General features: G+C 45.0%; 13 protein-coding genes. 1 reads left to right on the top strand and 12 read right to left on the bottom strand.

Annotated elements, in window-relative coordinates; translation table 11 throughout:
- Window positions 1-14 precede the first annotated feature (14 nt).
- The 9 genes from R7Q46_RS11090 to nrfB form a co-directional block, all read right to left on the bottom strand.
- On the bottom strand, window positions 15-1277 hold the full coding sequence (locus R7Q46_RS11090) for an imelysin family protein (RefSeq protein WP_238843784.1): 1263 nt from the start codon (window positions 1275-1277) through the stop codon (window positions 15-17).
- A gap of 174 nt (window positions 1278-1451) precedes the next feature.
- Window positions 1452-2048, bottom strand: coding sequence for a GTP cyclohydrolase II (locus R7Q46_RS11085; RefSeq protein ID WP_025767283.1), 597 nt, complete (start codon window positions 2046-2048; stop codon window positions 1452-1454).
- A 271-nt stretch (window positions 2049-2319) separates the two neighbouring features.
- Entirely contained in the window at window positions 2320-2496 is a 177-nt protein-coding gene (locus R7Q46_RS11080; RefSeq protein ID WP_020480909.1) for a hypothetical protein, read from the bottom strand.
- 146 nt (window positions 2497-2642) lie between these two features.
- The gene (gene nrfF, locus R7Q46_RS11075; RefSeq protein ID WP_025767282.1) at window positions 2643-3053 is read right to left on the bottom strand and encodes a heme lyase NrfEFG subunit NrfF; all 411 of its coding nucleotides are present in this window, start codon (window positions 3051-3053) and stop codon (window positions 2643-2645) included.
- On the bottom strand, window positions 3040-3573 hold the full coding sequence (locus R7Q46_RS11070) for a DsbE family thiol:disulfide interchange protein (RefSeq protein WP_213871693.1): 534 nt from the start codon (window positions 3571-3573) through the stop codon (window positions 3040-3042). The genes nrfF and R7Q46_RS11070 overlap by 14 nt, the downstream gene beginning before the upstream one ends.
- Window positions 3551-5458 carry a heme lyase CcmF/NrfE family subunit gene (locus R7Q46_RS11065; protein ID WP_213871694.1) on the bottom strand — a complete coding sequence of 636 codons (1908 nt, stop codon included), beginning with the start codon at window positions 5456-5458 and terminating at the stop codon, window positions 3551-3553. The genes R7Q46_RS11070 and R7Q46_RS11065 overlap by 23 nt, the downstream gene beginning before the upstream one ends.
- Window positions 5459-5467: 9 nt before the next feature.
- On the bottom strand, window positions 5468-6439 hold the full coding sequence (nrfD, locus tag R7Q46_RS11060) for a cytochrome c nitrite reductase subunit NrfD (RefSeq protein WP_115386150.1): 972 nt from the start codon (window positions 6437-6439) through the stop codon (window positions 5468-5470).
- Complete coding sequence (nrfC, locus tag R7Q46_RS11055) at window positions 6436-7122, bottom strand: cytochrome c nitrite reductase Fe-S protein (RefSeq protein WP_262647508.1); 687 nt, start codon at window positions 7120-7122, stop codon at window positions 6436-6438. The genes nrfD and nrfC overlap by 4 nt, the downstream gene beginning before the upstream one ends.
- A gap of 1 nt (window position 7123) precedes the next feature.
- Entirely contained in the window at window positions 7124-7726 is a 603-nt protein-coding gene (gene nrfB, locus R7Q46_RS11050; protein WP_171371060.1) for a cytochrome c nitrite reductase pentaheme subunit, read from the bottom strand.
- A gap of 451 nt (window positions 7727-8177) precedes the next feature.
- Between nrfB and nrfA the strand changes: the two genes are divergently transcribed.
- Entirely contained in the window at window positions 8178-9605 is a 1428-nt protein-coding gene (nrfA, locus tag R7Q46_RS11045) for an ammonia-forming nitrite reductase cytochrome c552 subunit (protein WP_025998734.1), read from the top strand.
- A 118-nt stretch (window positions 9606-9723) separates the two neighbouring features.
- Here nrfA and R7Q46_RS11040 read toward each other — a convergent pair whose 3' ends face one another.
- The 3 genes from R7Q46_RS11040 to gyrA form a co-directional block, all read right to left on the bottom strand.
- Window positions 9724-10278, bottom strand: coding sequence for a hypothetical protein (locus R7Q46_RS11040; RefSeq protein ID WP_262647510.1), 555 nt, complete (start codon window positions 10276-10278; stop codon window positions 9724-9726).
- Between the two features lie 42 nt (window positions 10279-10320).
- Window positions 10321-10944 carry a tetratricopeptide repeat protein gene (locus R7Q46_RS11035; protein ID WP_054701274.1) on the bottom strand — a complete coding sequence of 208 codons (624 nt, stop codon included), beginning with the start codon at window positions 10942-10944 and terminating at the stop codon, window positions 10321-10323.
- Between the two features lie 123 nt (window positions 10945-11067).
- Window positions 11068-13788 carry a DNA topoisomerase (ATP-hydrolyzing) subunit A gene (gene gyrA / locus R7Q46_RS11030; RefSeq protein WP_318077501.1) on the bottom strand — a complete coding sequence of 907 codons (2721 nt, stop codon included), beginning with the start codon at window positions 13786-13788 and terminating at the stop codon, window positions 11068-11070.
- Window positions 13789-13986 lie beyond the last annotated feature (198 nt).

The following is a 13986-nucleotide window of genomic DNA, read 5'->3' as shown; positions in this document are numbered from 1 at the left end:
TTATGGTTTTCTTATTAAAACTCGTGGTCAGCAGTATCAGGGCTTAGGCTGTCGATGCCGACAATGCTTGCCGCGCGCTCAATCGCACCGGTTTGTGCTACCAACGACATGATGGTGTCGTTTACTAGCGCGTTGCCCTGTGCGTTACCCGCTGCAATAAGTTGGTCAAAGTGCTGGTTGTTCTTCTCTGCAGAAGTCACTAGCGCACCAACTTGGCTAAGTGTTGTATCAAACTGTTTTTGAATTTCGCTCGCCGCTTTCTTATCTTTTTGAGCAACAAGATCAGCAATACTTGGACCAGATAACTCTTTGCCGTTTACACCTTTGTATGTACCTGTGTAAACGTTGTAGATGCCTTGCTCATTGTAGTAGTGAGAATTATGCGTGTTGTCTGAGAAACAATCGTGCTCGTCTTCAGTTGAGTTCGCTTCTAGTGCCACCTTCATGCGCTCACCCGCTAGCTCACCTAGAGAAAGAGAACCCATGCCGAATAGCATCTTACGAAGACCATTATCAGCAGATTCGTTTAGTAGCTCTTCACGGTAGTTACCTTTCACTTCAGCAGACCACTGCTTTTCCATCCACTCAAGGTCTTGAACCAGTAGATCAGCGGCTGCTTTTAGGTACTCACCACGACGGTCACAATGACCATTCGTACACTCAGAACCGACAACGAAATCAGTGTAAGCACGTTGACCTGCACCCGCGTTAGTGCCGTTTAGGTCTTGACCCCAAAGCAAGAATTCAATCGCGTGGTAACCTGATGCAACGTTTGCCTCAGAACCGCCTACTTCGTTTAGATCCGCTAGCAATTCTGGAGTGATTTTTGAAACGTCCAGTTTAGAAGCACCGATCTGTAGGCTAGTGTTCGCGATGATGTTGGCAGCCGCGCCCTCGTTACCCAATTCGTATTGGTAATCAGCTGCTACGTAGTCAATCAGACCTTCATCAAGTGGCCATGCGTTCAGCTGACCTTCCCAATCGTCAACAATCGCGTTACCAAAACGGAAAACTTCAGACTGTTGGTAAGGCACGCGAGAATCTAGCCAAGCTTGTTTTACTTCTTCAAGCTTTTTCGCTGATGGTGATTTTAGAAATTCGTCGATTTTTACGTCAAGCGCCTTCGCTGTTGTTACTGAATCAGCAAACACAGCATGGGCAACGTCCGCGTAATGTTCGACTACTTGTTGTTTAGTTACAGTGGCAGCAACGGTAGAACCACTGGCAATGAGGAGTGATGCAGCAATAGATTGGACTAAAACTTTTTTTGCATTCATCTGAAGCATCCTTGTTGAGCTTTTCAATTATCGTATTGGTAGTGCTAATTATTCTTATTTGCACTTTAGTCTCGAGATAATACAAATTTACAATTTATTTGCAACTCCAGATACAAAAAAACCTCATAAAAATGAGGTTTTTCACAGACTTTATTGTCAGTTTTATCTTTAGGATTAAACCTTTAGGTCATGTTTTCCGTGAGAGACTTTTGCCTTCAGATAATTTTCGTTGCCATCTTTGATATGTGCAGAGGTATTGACAACCTCGCCAATTTCAATTCCGTACTCAGATAACTCACGGATTTTCTTAGGGTTGTTCGTCACAAGGCGGATCTTATTCACGCCTAAAGCTTCTAGCATTTGTGCTGCTTCTGTGAAATCACGCAGGTCATCATCAAAGCCCAAATGGTTGTTAGCTTCGTACGTGTTCATGCCCTGGCTTTGTAAGCGGTATGCATCGATCTTATTGTACAAACCAATACCACGACCTTCCTGACGGAGATACAAGATGATACCACCGGACTCGCCCATGCGATTGATCGTCTCTTCTAGTTGCTCACCACAGTCACAGCGTGAAGAGTGGAACACATCGCCTGTCAAACACTCAGAGTGCATACGAACTAAAGGCATGTCCTGAGTTTGGTCCGCTTGTTTAAAGATAATAGCAACATGCTCTTTGTCTGTCTTCAGACCATGGAAAGACAGAATTTCGGCATCAATGTTACTTTTTGCCCCGACTTTAAAATCTACTCTGGCACGTACTTCCGCCATATCTATACTCACTCGATTTATTGCTTGATGCGCTTGGTGCGTTTTCGTTATTGCATTCATGGGATTTACTCGTTGCTCTTCAACTATGGGGACTGATACCGCATTTTGCAATATAGAGATCACAATTGAGGGCAGTTATCCACTCAAGACAGCAAAAGAGAAACACTCTCCAACTGAACAATTGTTATATTATAACAATTTAAAAAAACTACAATAAAAAACCCCAGACAAATTTTGTCTGGGGTTTCAAGAAGGTCGTTTGGTCTATCTTTTAATGGGTCTGACTGCGCTTCCAAACGGCGAGTTCAATCCAAACTGCTTCGAGTTCTTGGATTTCCTCGTCGGTCAACACGGCGAGCGTTGAAGTAACTTGAGGCAGGTTCGGTGATTGCAATGCACGAATCTGCGAATAGAAGTCTTTTTTAAGTTGTAATATAACTGAATCCACTGCGTGCACCTATTTCGTTCTTTTATTACTTATCCAGCTCAAAATTTTTATTTTATTTATACTGGAAACTTCATAAATTCGGAAAAATGATAACATTCTGCTTGTTAAGTGCACAATTTATTTTTAATAGTGGAATAACGGTCACATTAATTACGCTTCACCATTCGGATCGAATATAAGACAAAAAAGATCAAAAATAGCACAGGAAAGATCCACAACAGCGCCGTGGAATAATTTAATGGTGGTTGATACAGAACAATATTCCCATAACGAGCAACTAGATAGTCCTTTATTTCTTGATCTGAGCTGCCTTCATTGGCCATCGTATACACTTTCAACCTCAGGTCTTTAGCCGCTTGTGCATTAGACTCGACAAGGTTTTGGTTTTGACACTGCGGGCAGCGTAATGTCTTGGCTAACGAGGTTGCACGCTGTTGCACTTCAACAGAATGAAATTCAAACAGATCAACATTCTGTTCTATATCCGCACTTCTCGTGAAAGGAGAAAATAGTATAAATAGGATTAAAGTGAGGAGAAGATTATTAAATCGAAACATTCAAGTATCCTGAAAATATATCGTTCCATTTATCTGCCGTTAGCTCTCCACGATATTTGATCAATATACGACCATTTGGATCAATCAAGTAAGTTTCCGGCGTTCCGATAACACCTAGCTCCACAGCGAGCTTTCCATTAGGGTCACTAATTACTTCAATATATGGATTTCGTTTAGAGCTCAAATATTCACGAGCGGCTTGTTTTTGATCTCTATAATTCAGCCCAATAATAGGCACACCAAGTTCTGCTAACTGCAATAACTTTTCATGCTCTCGCTTGCATACCCCACACCAAGATGCCCAAACATTCAATAATTTATATCCGTCGCTTTTGAACAGCTGCTCAGAAACCATGTCATCAGAGATCAGAGAAGTAGAGCGAAAATTAGGTGTCTCTAAATTTCGTTGTGGGGACAATTCAACATGTGCTCGCTCAGACAAGCCCATCGCAGTTACTACAGTAAACACGGCAACAGCCAAAACGAGACCTGCGAGTTTAAGCGTATTTCTCGATCGCATTGATAGCCTCTCTCTTTTTCTTTAGGCCGGTTAACAGCGCACCAAACACAGCTAATAACCCACCAGACCATATCCACCAAATACCTGCTCGGTACTGAACTTTAATCGCATAAGCATGAGTGTCGACTTTGTCACCCAATGTCACGTAATAATCGCCATGCCATAGTGAACGAATCGCAGGCTCGGTCATATTCATCACTCGCACAGGGTAATGGCGCTTTTGCGGGTTGAAATTGAACATGCGGCCATCTTCCAAGTGCAAGGTGATCTGTCCTTGTTCAGCGGTGTAGTTTGGCCCCACCAGCCATTCGATACCATGATAATCGATAGTGATCCCCGCCCTTTGTTGAGAACTGCCGGGTTCGACACGTAAATTGTGTTCATATGAGTAGTGACTGTTGAATACAGCTCCACTCACCGCCAGCGCAAAACCGATATGTGCCATCACGATTGGCATGAGTTTGCGCTTATTGGAACAACGAAACAGCATAACGAGATGTGCCACAATCACCCAAGTAGCCAATATTATGGTTAGCAATACTTCGAAATGCAGTACGTTCACTGAGAACATAAACCCGCTCCCAGAGACTATAGATAACGCAATACTAATCGCGATATCAGTGCTTCCACTCGGAACTGCGCCTTTTGTCCATTTCAGCACTGGCATGAATGCTAAGGCAATCAGAGCCAGTATGCTGAATGGAAAGGTCAGACTATTAAAGTAAGGTGCGCCAACCGAAATGTTCCCTAAGCCGAGCAGTTGATAAACCATCGGATAAAAAGTGCCAAGAAAAACGATGGCAGTCGCAATAACCAGCAGCCCTTTGGCGATATAAGCAGTGTAAGCTCGGCTCGCTAGAGATTGAAGTTTGAAACGAGGGAGTTGTTCTCCTCGCAAAATCAGTACGCCAAAAGTGATAATGACAAGCAAGCTCAATACACCAATCAGCACCAAACCTTTAGTTGGGTCCACCGCAAAAGCGTGCACTGAAGTCAGCACGCCAGAGCGCACCACGAATGTCCCTAAAATGCTTAGGCTGAACGTAGCAAACGCCAGTGCATAGGTGCTCCAAATTGCGCCTCTGTTACGTGTTGCGACAACACCGCTGTGCAACAAAGCAGTACCAGTAAGCCAAGGGAGTAGAGAAGCGTTCTCCACAGGGTCCCAAAACCACCAGCCGCCCCACCCTAGCTCATTGTACGCCCACCATGATCCCACCAAGATACCCAACGTGAGCGTTCCCCATGCAAAAAACGCTGCGCTTCGAGCAACCACATACCAATCGCTCATCGGTTGTTTACCCAATAGCGCTGCTAATGCAAAAGCTAATATTGCTGCGTAACCGACATAACCGAGATAAAGCAATGGTGGATGAATGATAAGCCCAACATCTTGCAACATTGGGTTTAGATCTCGTCCTTCCGACGCCAATACTTGGGCATACTCGAACGGGTTAGAGGTCATTAACGTGAACCAAGCAAATGTCGCAATAAGAACGTTCATGATTCCTAAACAGTCACAAGTATATTGGGCGTTGAGCGGTGACTTAAATGCAATAAACGACGCCCATAAACTCAAGGTGACGACCCAAAACAACATGGAGCCTTGGTGCCCACCCCAAGCGGCAGCAATCTTGAATGCTACGGGAAGTTGACTGTTGGAATGCGTAACAACATATTCCAACGCGAAGTTGTCTTGCACGAAGCAGACGATCAGAAGTGCTAAACAAATGAAGGAAGCTAAGCTAATGATGTGGGACATCGCGACTTGATGCGGCAATGTCGCCTTCTTACTCATAGCACGACGTAGCCAATGCAGCAACGATGCACAAGTCGATGTTACAGCCACCAATATCAGTAAGAAGAACCCTAGCTCAGCTTCCATTTATCCCCCTTACACTACGGTCATTTGACCGGCATAGAGAATGAAAGTACGCAGCATAAGTACGCCAACCAAGCTCAACGTCGTGACCACAAAAACGTAACTGCCTTTGTGGCGCACTTCAGAAGGCGTCAACCAATTGAGAGTCAAAGGCGTAATCATGCCGATGAACACTACCCCAACCCAGAACCATTGAGCCCAGAATCCACTCGAAATTGCATTCCAAGCCGCGACTTCGTTCTGACCACCGCTGAAGATCAATCCAGTAAAGAAGGTCACTAAGACAAACAACTCAAACAACACTACTGGGCGTTCAAATCCGTGCACCCAAGATACACTTGGGCTGCTGGTCGACTCTTTAAACACCAAGATGCCGAACATCAAGCATGCCGCTGCGCCCGAGGACAAACTAGAGAACAGGAACAAGATTGGCAGTACTGGATTGTTTAGCATTGGATAAGTCTTCAACGCAGACAATAGAAAGCCAGTGTACGCTGCAAGTACGATGGCTAAGAAGCCCAAGAACAATTCAATGGCGTTGTTGGCTTTCCCCGCCTTAATCAAAATGCCATCGGCAAAATCCAGCAGTTTGCTTGGTAACTTCCCTTCACAGAAGCTGATGATTTGATGGCGGAAGATAACGCCGATCCAAACAAACAACACGATCATGTACACTTGGAACAAGATCACGCCCATCGACATCACAGACGTTGGGTTGTAGTAGATCATGATCTTCCAAAACTCTAAAGGCTTGGTTAAATGGAAAATCAAAATTACCAACCCAGCAATGATGCCAAATGGCGCAAGCCAAGCCATAGCTTTCATGATGCCGTTGTTTGCGGGATCACCTTCAATCACTTTGCGTTTTAAATAGATAGAAATCATCACCGCACCTGCTGACATCCCAGCAAGGAATAAGTAAATCGCGATGATCCAATCCCAGACTAACGAGTCAAAGTGGAATGCACTTTCGAAGCCGTTCATGATGACACCTCCCCTTTGCTATGCGGAATTTTGTACAGTTTAGGTTGCGTACCTAAATGCGATTTATCGCGATAGACAACATGGCTTTCGATAGCTTTGCTCACCTCGCTAGTTGGGTCATTTAAATCACCAAAGATGAGTGCTTTTGTTGGGCAAGATTCCACGCAAGCTGGCTGCTTACCTTGCGCTAGGTTGGTATCACGGCAGAAGTTACATTTATCCGCAGAGTGATCGACGGGATTAAAGAAGCGCACTTGGTAAGGGCAAGCGGCAAGGCAATAACCACATCCGACACATTTTTCTTTGTGTACATCCACGATGCCGGTCGCTTCATCTTTGTATGCAGCGCCTGTTGGACAAACGTACACACATGGTGGGTTATCACAGTGCTGACAGGATTCGCGAGTAAACTGGTATTCCACATCTGGGAATTCGCCAATCGGTTCACTGCGATGAATTTTAAGTCGCGTTACGCCTTCAGGGACTTTATTTACTTCGCGACAAGCATCAGTACAGGCGGTACAGCCAATACAGGCATTTTCATCATGAACCATACCCATGCGTTTCGCTTGTTCACTGCTGCTGGCATAAAGAGAGGAGCTAACAACGGAAGTGCCTGCAACGCCTGTAGTTAAAATCAACGCGCCGCTGCCGGCTAAAAAGTTTCTTCTCGAACATTTCATGCTATCTCTCCTCTTCTTTGGTAAGTTCAGGTTCGACGGCAAATTCAGAGTGACAATCCACACACTGCTTGATTAGTTGTTTTCTGTCGTACGACAACGCTTTGGTTTTCGCTGCGTGTACATCGTGACAATTTGAACAAGTGAGGTTTTTGGCGTGCACATCGTGCGTCCAGTGGCTTTCTCTCAGCTGTGTCGGTGCGTGGCAATCCACACATTGGCTGTTAGCTTTAAGAATCATGCTTGGATCAAGGAACACTTTGTCGTGTACCTCTTTCGATTGCGCGGCAGAAAACTTAATCACATCAGGCGCGCCTTCACGATGGTCAGGACCAATGTTGCTATGGCAATTGGTGCAATTAAGTTGCTTCCCTTGGCTGAGTAGAGCTTGCGGGTCATGCGAAAGGTTCAGAGTCTCTTTGGCATCCTTATGACATTGCAGACACTTGTAGTCTCGGTCACGGATCAACTCGACTTGATGACGCTCAGCTTGAGCACCTTCAATCGGCTCTGAAGAAGTCGCATGGGCGGCGATGGAGAAACCATAGATGGCAAAGACGAAGAGAAGTTTCAGCATTGTCTCTATGGTCAATTTTATATTGCCCATATTGTTCTTTCCTTAGCTCGATAATAATTGATAACTATTCTCAATTATTTATTTGAGCGACAATTAATTTCCTCTGAAGATATTTTTTCAAATCTTCAAATGACATCAATTCTTATTTCGGAAAGCCACAACGCTAAACCTATATTTATAATACCTCTATTATTCATAAGGGGTAGAAACACCTGCTCAAAAAGCGAACTAAATCACCCTATTTTTAAAAAGGTTAAAAGCCCAAAACATTGACGAACAAGGACTTAACCACTACCACTTTAGGGGTATATAAATTCAAACATGACTGAGATCACTGGTGTAAATTGATCTAAAACAAGACAAGATTCGCTCACTATTTCATCTATCCAATTAAGCAATATTATTAATCGTAGATCTCCAGTTCTTATTTGGAATAGCTTCTCACAACGCTGCTAATAAAAACGAATATGGAGATAACACCGTGAGCATAAAACACTGGATGAGCGCACCTATCGCGGTTGCGACCTTATTCGCCAGCCAATTATTTTTGGTTGACGCTCCGTTAGCGGCAGAAGAGAAGGATTTTATCGATCCTCGTAACGATGTCTTTGAACAGAACCACCCTGATCAATACCATTCTTGGAAAGCAACATCCGAAAGTGAGCACATTGAAGATGCTCTAAGTGAAGACCCAAACATGGTTATCCTGTGGGCAGGTTATGGCTTCGCGAAAGACTACAACAAAGCGCGCGGTCACTTTTACGCACTTGATGATGTTCGCCAAACCTTACGTACCGGCGCACCAACCGACGAGAAGTCCGGGCCTATGCCGATGGCGTGCTGGAGCTGTAAAAGCCCAGACGTTGCTCGCGTGATTGATGAACGTGGTGAAGACGGTTATTTCGAAGGTAAATGGGCACGCTTAGGCTCAGAAATCGTCAACCCTATCGGTTGTTCCGATTGCCACAACACAGGCTCTGAAGCCTTCAAGAAAGGCGAACCTGCGCTAGCACTGACTCGCCCATACGTCGAGCGTGCTTTTGATACTATTGGTAAAAACTTTGATGAACAGTCTCGCCTAGATAAGCAAGCATCGGTCTGCGCTCAATGTCACGTTGAATACTACTTCACCGGCCCAACTAAAGCGGTTAAATTCCCATGGGATATGGGCACCACCGTTAATGACATGGAGAAATACTACGACGCGTTGAATTTCAAAGACTGGACACATGCAGTATCTAAAGCGCCGATGCTAAAAGCGCAACATCCAGGTTTCGAAACTTGGAGAGCGGGTATTCATGGTAAAAACAAAGTGGTGTGTGTGGACTGCCACATGCCTAAAGTGACCAAAGAAGACGGTACGGTGTACACAGACCACAAAGTGGGTAACCCATTTGATCGTTTTGAAGACACCTGTGCGCAATGCCATACCCAAACTAAAGAGCAGCTACAAGGCATCGTCTCGACTCGCAAAGCGCAAGTACTGAACATGAAGCTAACCGCCGAGAAGCAAATCGTAGCGGCACACTTTGAAGCAGGCGCAGCGTGGAAAGCAGGTGCAACAGAAGCAGAGATGGAACCTATCCTACAAGATATTCGCCACGCACAATGGCGTTGGGACTACGCGATTGCTTCTCACGGTGTTCACATGCATGCTCCTGAGGTAGCACTTGAAGTACTAGGTACTGCAGTTGACCGCGCTGCTGACGCCCGTACCAAATTGGTTCGTTTACTGGCAACCAAAGGCATTACTGACCCTGTTCAAATTCCAGATATCTCGACCAAAGCGAAAGCACAACAAGCACTAGGCATGGATATGGATAAGATGAACGCAGACAAGAAACACTTCCTAGAAACAGTAGCGCCAGAGTGGGATAAAGCAGCAGCTGAACGCGAAGCCACGTATTAGTCTAACTGGCAACGGTTAAATTATAGATACAACAAGGGGCGTACTGAACGCCCCTTTTCTTTCTTTATTATCTTTATCTCTTCATCCTGATTCTATCGAGAGACAAAAATCGAATGTACTAGCGACGAGGAAGCCTAGGTCTAGGTTGAATATTTGGACGTGCTTTAGGTATCTGCACATTTGGACGAGCAACTGGACGCTGGATCTTCGTTTCCGGTAATGCTTTTCTTTGTTGAACCTTTTCTTTCACCGCCTTGCCTTGTAAAGTCGCTGGTTCAATATGCTCCGGACGATTCTCCCATTGGGTTCGAATCTCTTGCTTTTGCTCGTCAGGCAGTGATTGCCAATGATCGTCAAGTTGGCGTTTCATGTTATCGATATTGGCGGACATATCGTCGTCTTTCCAATCTTCGACTTTGTCTTTGATGGATTGCTGTTGGTCTTCATCTAAACCATTCCACCACTCTTCCAGTTTCTCTTTGTATTCATCGTCGTTATCGCAACAGCCCGGATAGTAATAAATCCAGTAGTCGTCATGATCGTACCACCACGGATCGTAATAACCCGATGAATAATAAACCATAGAGGAAGAGCCAGAACGATCGGAAGAGCTACAACCCGCCAGCACAGAGCCGCACAGCAAAACCAATATGCTTAGTGCTTTATTTTTCATTCGTTGCCCACCTTTCCCTCTATTGCTTGTTAAATTGTACGCTTACAATAGCTCTTTTGCTTTGTTGATAGAGTTAATGATTTGCACCCTATCTAAATTTGGATCATTAGAATCTAATAATAGTACCCAGGCATCAATCGCTTCCTGAAAGCGGAATGACAGAAAATGATCATTTGCGATCAAAGACAAAGCGGCTTCATTGTGCGGCTCTATCTGCAAAGCTTGCTCCAAAAGCAAGCTAACTTCTTGCGTCATTGATTGCTGGTGAATGTAGTACAAGGTCGTCGCTTTTGCGGCAAGTTGCGTGGCACTGACTGGCTCAGTCAGCTGGATCGCGTAATCAAAACAAATCAGCGCGCCATCAAATTCCCCCTCTAGCAGGTAGCCCTGCCCGAGTTGGAACCACAATTCAGCGTTGTTCGGATCTTCACGCAACTGGTCTTGAATCTCTTTCATGATGTCACGAGCAGTCATCATTCGTGACATTTCCGCTTGTATTGGTTTAGGCGGTGTTTGATGCAGCAATAAGAAACTGGCACTCGTCACGACAAGTACTAACAGGCAAAAACCAAACCATTGAGCAGGTTTAACTTTTGATGCACTCAGTGATAAGAGTACGATAAACAACCCCATTAGAGTGATGGCAGCGAAAAACCAAACAGACATAACACGTCCTGTAAACAAAGATAACGTCAGTGTACGCATTTCTTACTTTAAATGCGTTGATACAGATACAAAAAAGCCGAGCAACTAAGGCTCGGCTTTTCATATCAGGATAACGATGTAAGATTACTCTTCGTTACCTTCCTCTGCATCATTAGCAGCAGGAGCTTCTGAAGCGTCTTGCTGCGTATTTTCGTCTGTTGACTCTAACGCTTCTGCATCTTCATCAGCAGGCAGCTCTTCATCATCAACTTCTTCAATACGTTGCAAACCAACAACTGATTCATCTTCCGCAGTACGGATAAGCGTTACACCTTGTGTGTTACGACCAACCTGGCTAACTTCACCCACACGAGTACGTACTAACGTGCCAGCGTCGGTGATCATCATCATTTCATCACCTTCAACAACCTGGATAGCACCAACTACCGGGCCATTTCGCTCAGAAACTTTGATAGAAACTACACCTTGAGTGCCACGACCTTTTGTCGGGTACTCGCTAAGTGCTGTGCGTTTACCATAACCGTTTTCTGTAACCGTTAGGATGTCGCCTTCGTGCGAAGGAACAATAAGTGATACAACTTGGTCATTTTCAGCCAGTTTCATACCACGAACACCAGAGGCGGTACGCCCCATAGGACGAACACCTTTAAACTTGATCTCTGGCTGACCATTCTCATCAAGAACTGGTTTACCATTTTCATCAAGTACTGGAATTTCTTCTGCTTCTTTAAAGCGAACCACTTTACCCGCTTTAGAGAACAGCATGATTTCGTTTTCGCCGTTAGTGATATCTACACCGATTAACGAATCGTCTTCACGTAGGTTCACAGCGATTAGGCCGTTTGAACGTACGTTTGCAAACTGGTTCAACGGCGTTTTCTTAACCGTACCGTCACCTGTTGCCATGAAGATGAATTTGTCTTCAGAGAATTCATCAACACGTAGAATCGCGGTAATGCGCTCACCTTCTTCGAGTGGAAGGATGTTTACGATTGGCTTACCACGCGCAGTACGGCTCGCTAGAGGCAATTGGTAAACTTTCAGGCGGTATGTTTTACCACGAGTAGAGAAACACAAGATGTTATCGTGGGTATTCGCCACTAGAAGACGCTCGATATGGTCTTCATCTTTCATCTTAGTCGCACTCTTACCTTTACCACCACGGCGCTGTGACTCGTAGTCGCTCAGTACTTGGTACTTAACGTAACCACCGTGAGATAGAGTAACCACAACGTCTTCACGTGCGATCAGCTCTTCCATGTCAATATCATGGCTCGCAGCTGTGATTTCTGTACGACGAGCGTCACCAAAGCCGTCACGAACCGCTTCAAGTTCTTCACGGATAACTTCCATCAAACGCTCAGTGCTCGCAAGGATATGCATGAGTTCAGCGATTTCTTCTAGAAGTGTTTTGTATTCGCCAAGAATCTTCTCGTGTTCTAGACCTGTTAGTTTATGTAAACGTAGATCTAGGATAGCTTGTGCTTGTTGCTCAGTCAGGAAGTACTGACCATCACGAATACCATATTCAGGCTCTAGCCATTCAGGGCGCGCAGCATCTGTACCAGCACGCTCTAGCATTGCTGAAACGTTGCCTAAATCCCAACCACGAGCGATAAGACCCGCTTTTGCTTCAGCCGGTGTAGGTGCCTTACGGATAAGCTCAATAATTTCATCAATGTTAGCAAGCGCTAGAGCTAAACCTTCAAGGATATGAGCACGTTCACGCGCTTTACGCAGTTCGAAGATAGTACGACGTGTCACAACTTCACGACGGTGATCAACGAAGCACTTCAACATATCTTTTAGGTTGAATAGCTGTGGCTGGCCATTGTTTAGGGCCACCATGTTGATACCGAAAGTGGTTTGCAGCTGAGTCTGAGCGTAAAGGTTGTTTAGAACTACTTCGCCCACAGCATCGCGCTTACACTCAATAACAATGCGCATACCGTCTTTATCTGACTCGTCGCGCAGTGCACTGATGCCTTCTACTTTCTTATCTTTAACTAGCTCAGCGATCTTTTCGATCAAGCGAGCTTTGTTCACCTGGTAAGGAATTTCAGTGACGATAATGGTCTCTTTACCATTCTTCTCCACTTCGATGTCCGCTTTCGAACGCATGTAGATTTTGCCACGACCTGTTTTGTACGCGTCTACAATGCCTTTACGACCGCTGATAAGCGCCGCCGTTGGGAAATCAGGACCAGGAATGTAATCCATTAGTTCATCAATAGTGATTTCTTCATTATTGATGTATGCAAGACAGCCATCAATCACTTCGCCAAGGTTATGAGGCGGGATGTTGGTTGCCATACCTACTGCGATACCAGAAGCACCGTTAACCAATAGGTTTGGAATTTTAGTTGGAAGAACCGCTGGGATCTGCTCAGTACCGTCGTAGTTTGGTACGTAGTCTACGGTTTCTTTGTCTAGGTCAGCCAATAGTTCATGGGCAATTTTTGCCATTCGAACTTCGGTGTAACGCATTGCCGCAGCAGAGTCGCCATCGATCGAGCCAAAGTTACCTTGACCATCGACCAGCATGTAACGAAGCGAGAACGGCTGAGCCATACGTACGATTGTGTCGTACACAGCAATATCACCATGTGGGTGATATTTACCGATTACGTCGCCGACAACACGGGCTGATTTTTTATATGGTTTGTTCCAATCGTTGCCTAGTACGTTCATCGCGAATAAAACGCGGCGGTGTACTGGTTTTAGGCCATCACGCACATCTGGAAGAGCACGACCCACGATGACTGACATCGCATAGTCTAGGTATGAACCTCTAAGCTCATCTTCAATGTTTACGGGCGTGATCTCTTTAGCTAAATCGCTCATAGAGCCATTATCCCTCTATTATCTGATCGTAATTACGATACGTGTAAGGTGCAAAAATATAACACACAATTCATCACTTCGGCATCACTTTCCCTCTCCTTTTATCAGGTTGTGAGCTTGGTTATGAATCAAATGTCGAGAATTTGCACACTCATCCCATATCTTTCTGATTAGTGGTTATATTTCGGTCAACATTGA

This window comes from Vibrio sp. 811, from assembly GCF_033339195.1.
This window is presented reverse-complemented; position numbering and strand designations above follow the sequence as displayed.

Excerpts from the sequence above, each read along its gene's own strand:
- R7Q46_RS11090 (WP_238843784.1), bottom strand. The coding sequence starts at position 1,277 with ATGAATGCAAAAAAAGTTTTAGTCCAATCTATTGCTGCATCACTCCTC.
- R7Q46_RS11085 (WP_025767283.1), bottom strand. The coding sequence starts at position 2,048 with ATGGCGGAAGTACGTGCCAGAGTAGATTTTAAAGTCGGGGCAAAAAGT.
- nrfF (WP_025767282.1), bottom strand. The coding sequence starts at position 3,053 with ATGTTTCGATTTAATAATCTTCTCCTCACTTTAATCCTATTTATACTA.
- R7Q46_RS11070 (WP_213871693.1), bottom strand. The coding sequence starts at position 3,573 with ATGCGATCGAGAAATACGCTTAAACTCGCAGGTCTCGTTTTGGCTGTT.
- R7Q46_RS11065 (WP_213871694.1), bottom strand. The coding sequence starts at position 5,458 with ATGGAAGCTGAGCTAGGGTTCTTCTTACTGATATTGGTGGCTGTAACA.
- nrfD (WP_115386150.1), bottom strand. The coding sequence starts at position 6,439 with ATGAACGGCTTCGAAAGTGCATTCCACTTTGACTCGTTAGTCTGGGAT.
- nrfC (WP_262647508.1), bottom strand. The coding sequence starts at position 7,122 with ATGAAATGTTCGAGAAGAAACTTTTTAGCCGGCAGCGGCGCGTTGATT.
- nrfB (WP_171371060.1), bottom strand. The coding sequence starts at position 7,726 with ATGGGCAATATAAAATTGACCATAGAGACAATGCTGAAACTTCTCTTC.
- R7Q46_RS11040 (WP_262647510.1), bottom strand. The coding sequence starts at position 10,278 with ATGAAAAATAAAGCACTAAGCATATTGGTTTTGCTGTGCGGCTCTGTG.
- R7Q46_RS11035 (WP_054701274.1), bottom strand. The coding sequence starts at position 10,944 with ATGTCTGTTTGGTTTTTCGCTGCCATCACTCTAATGGGGTTGTTTATC.
- gyrA (WP_318077501.1), bottom strand. The coding sequence starts at position 13,788 with ATGAGCGATTTAGCTAAAGAGATCACGCCCGTAAACATTGAAGATGAG.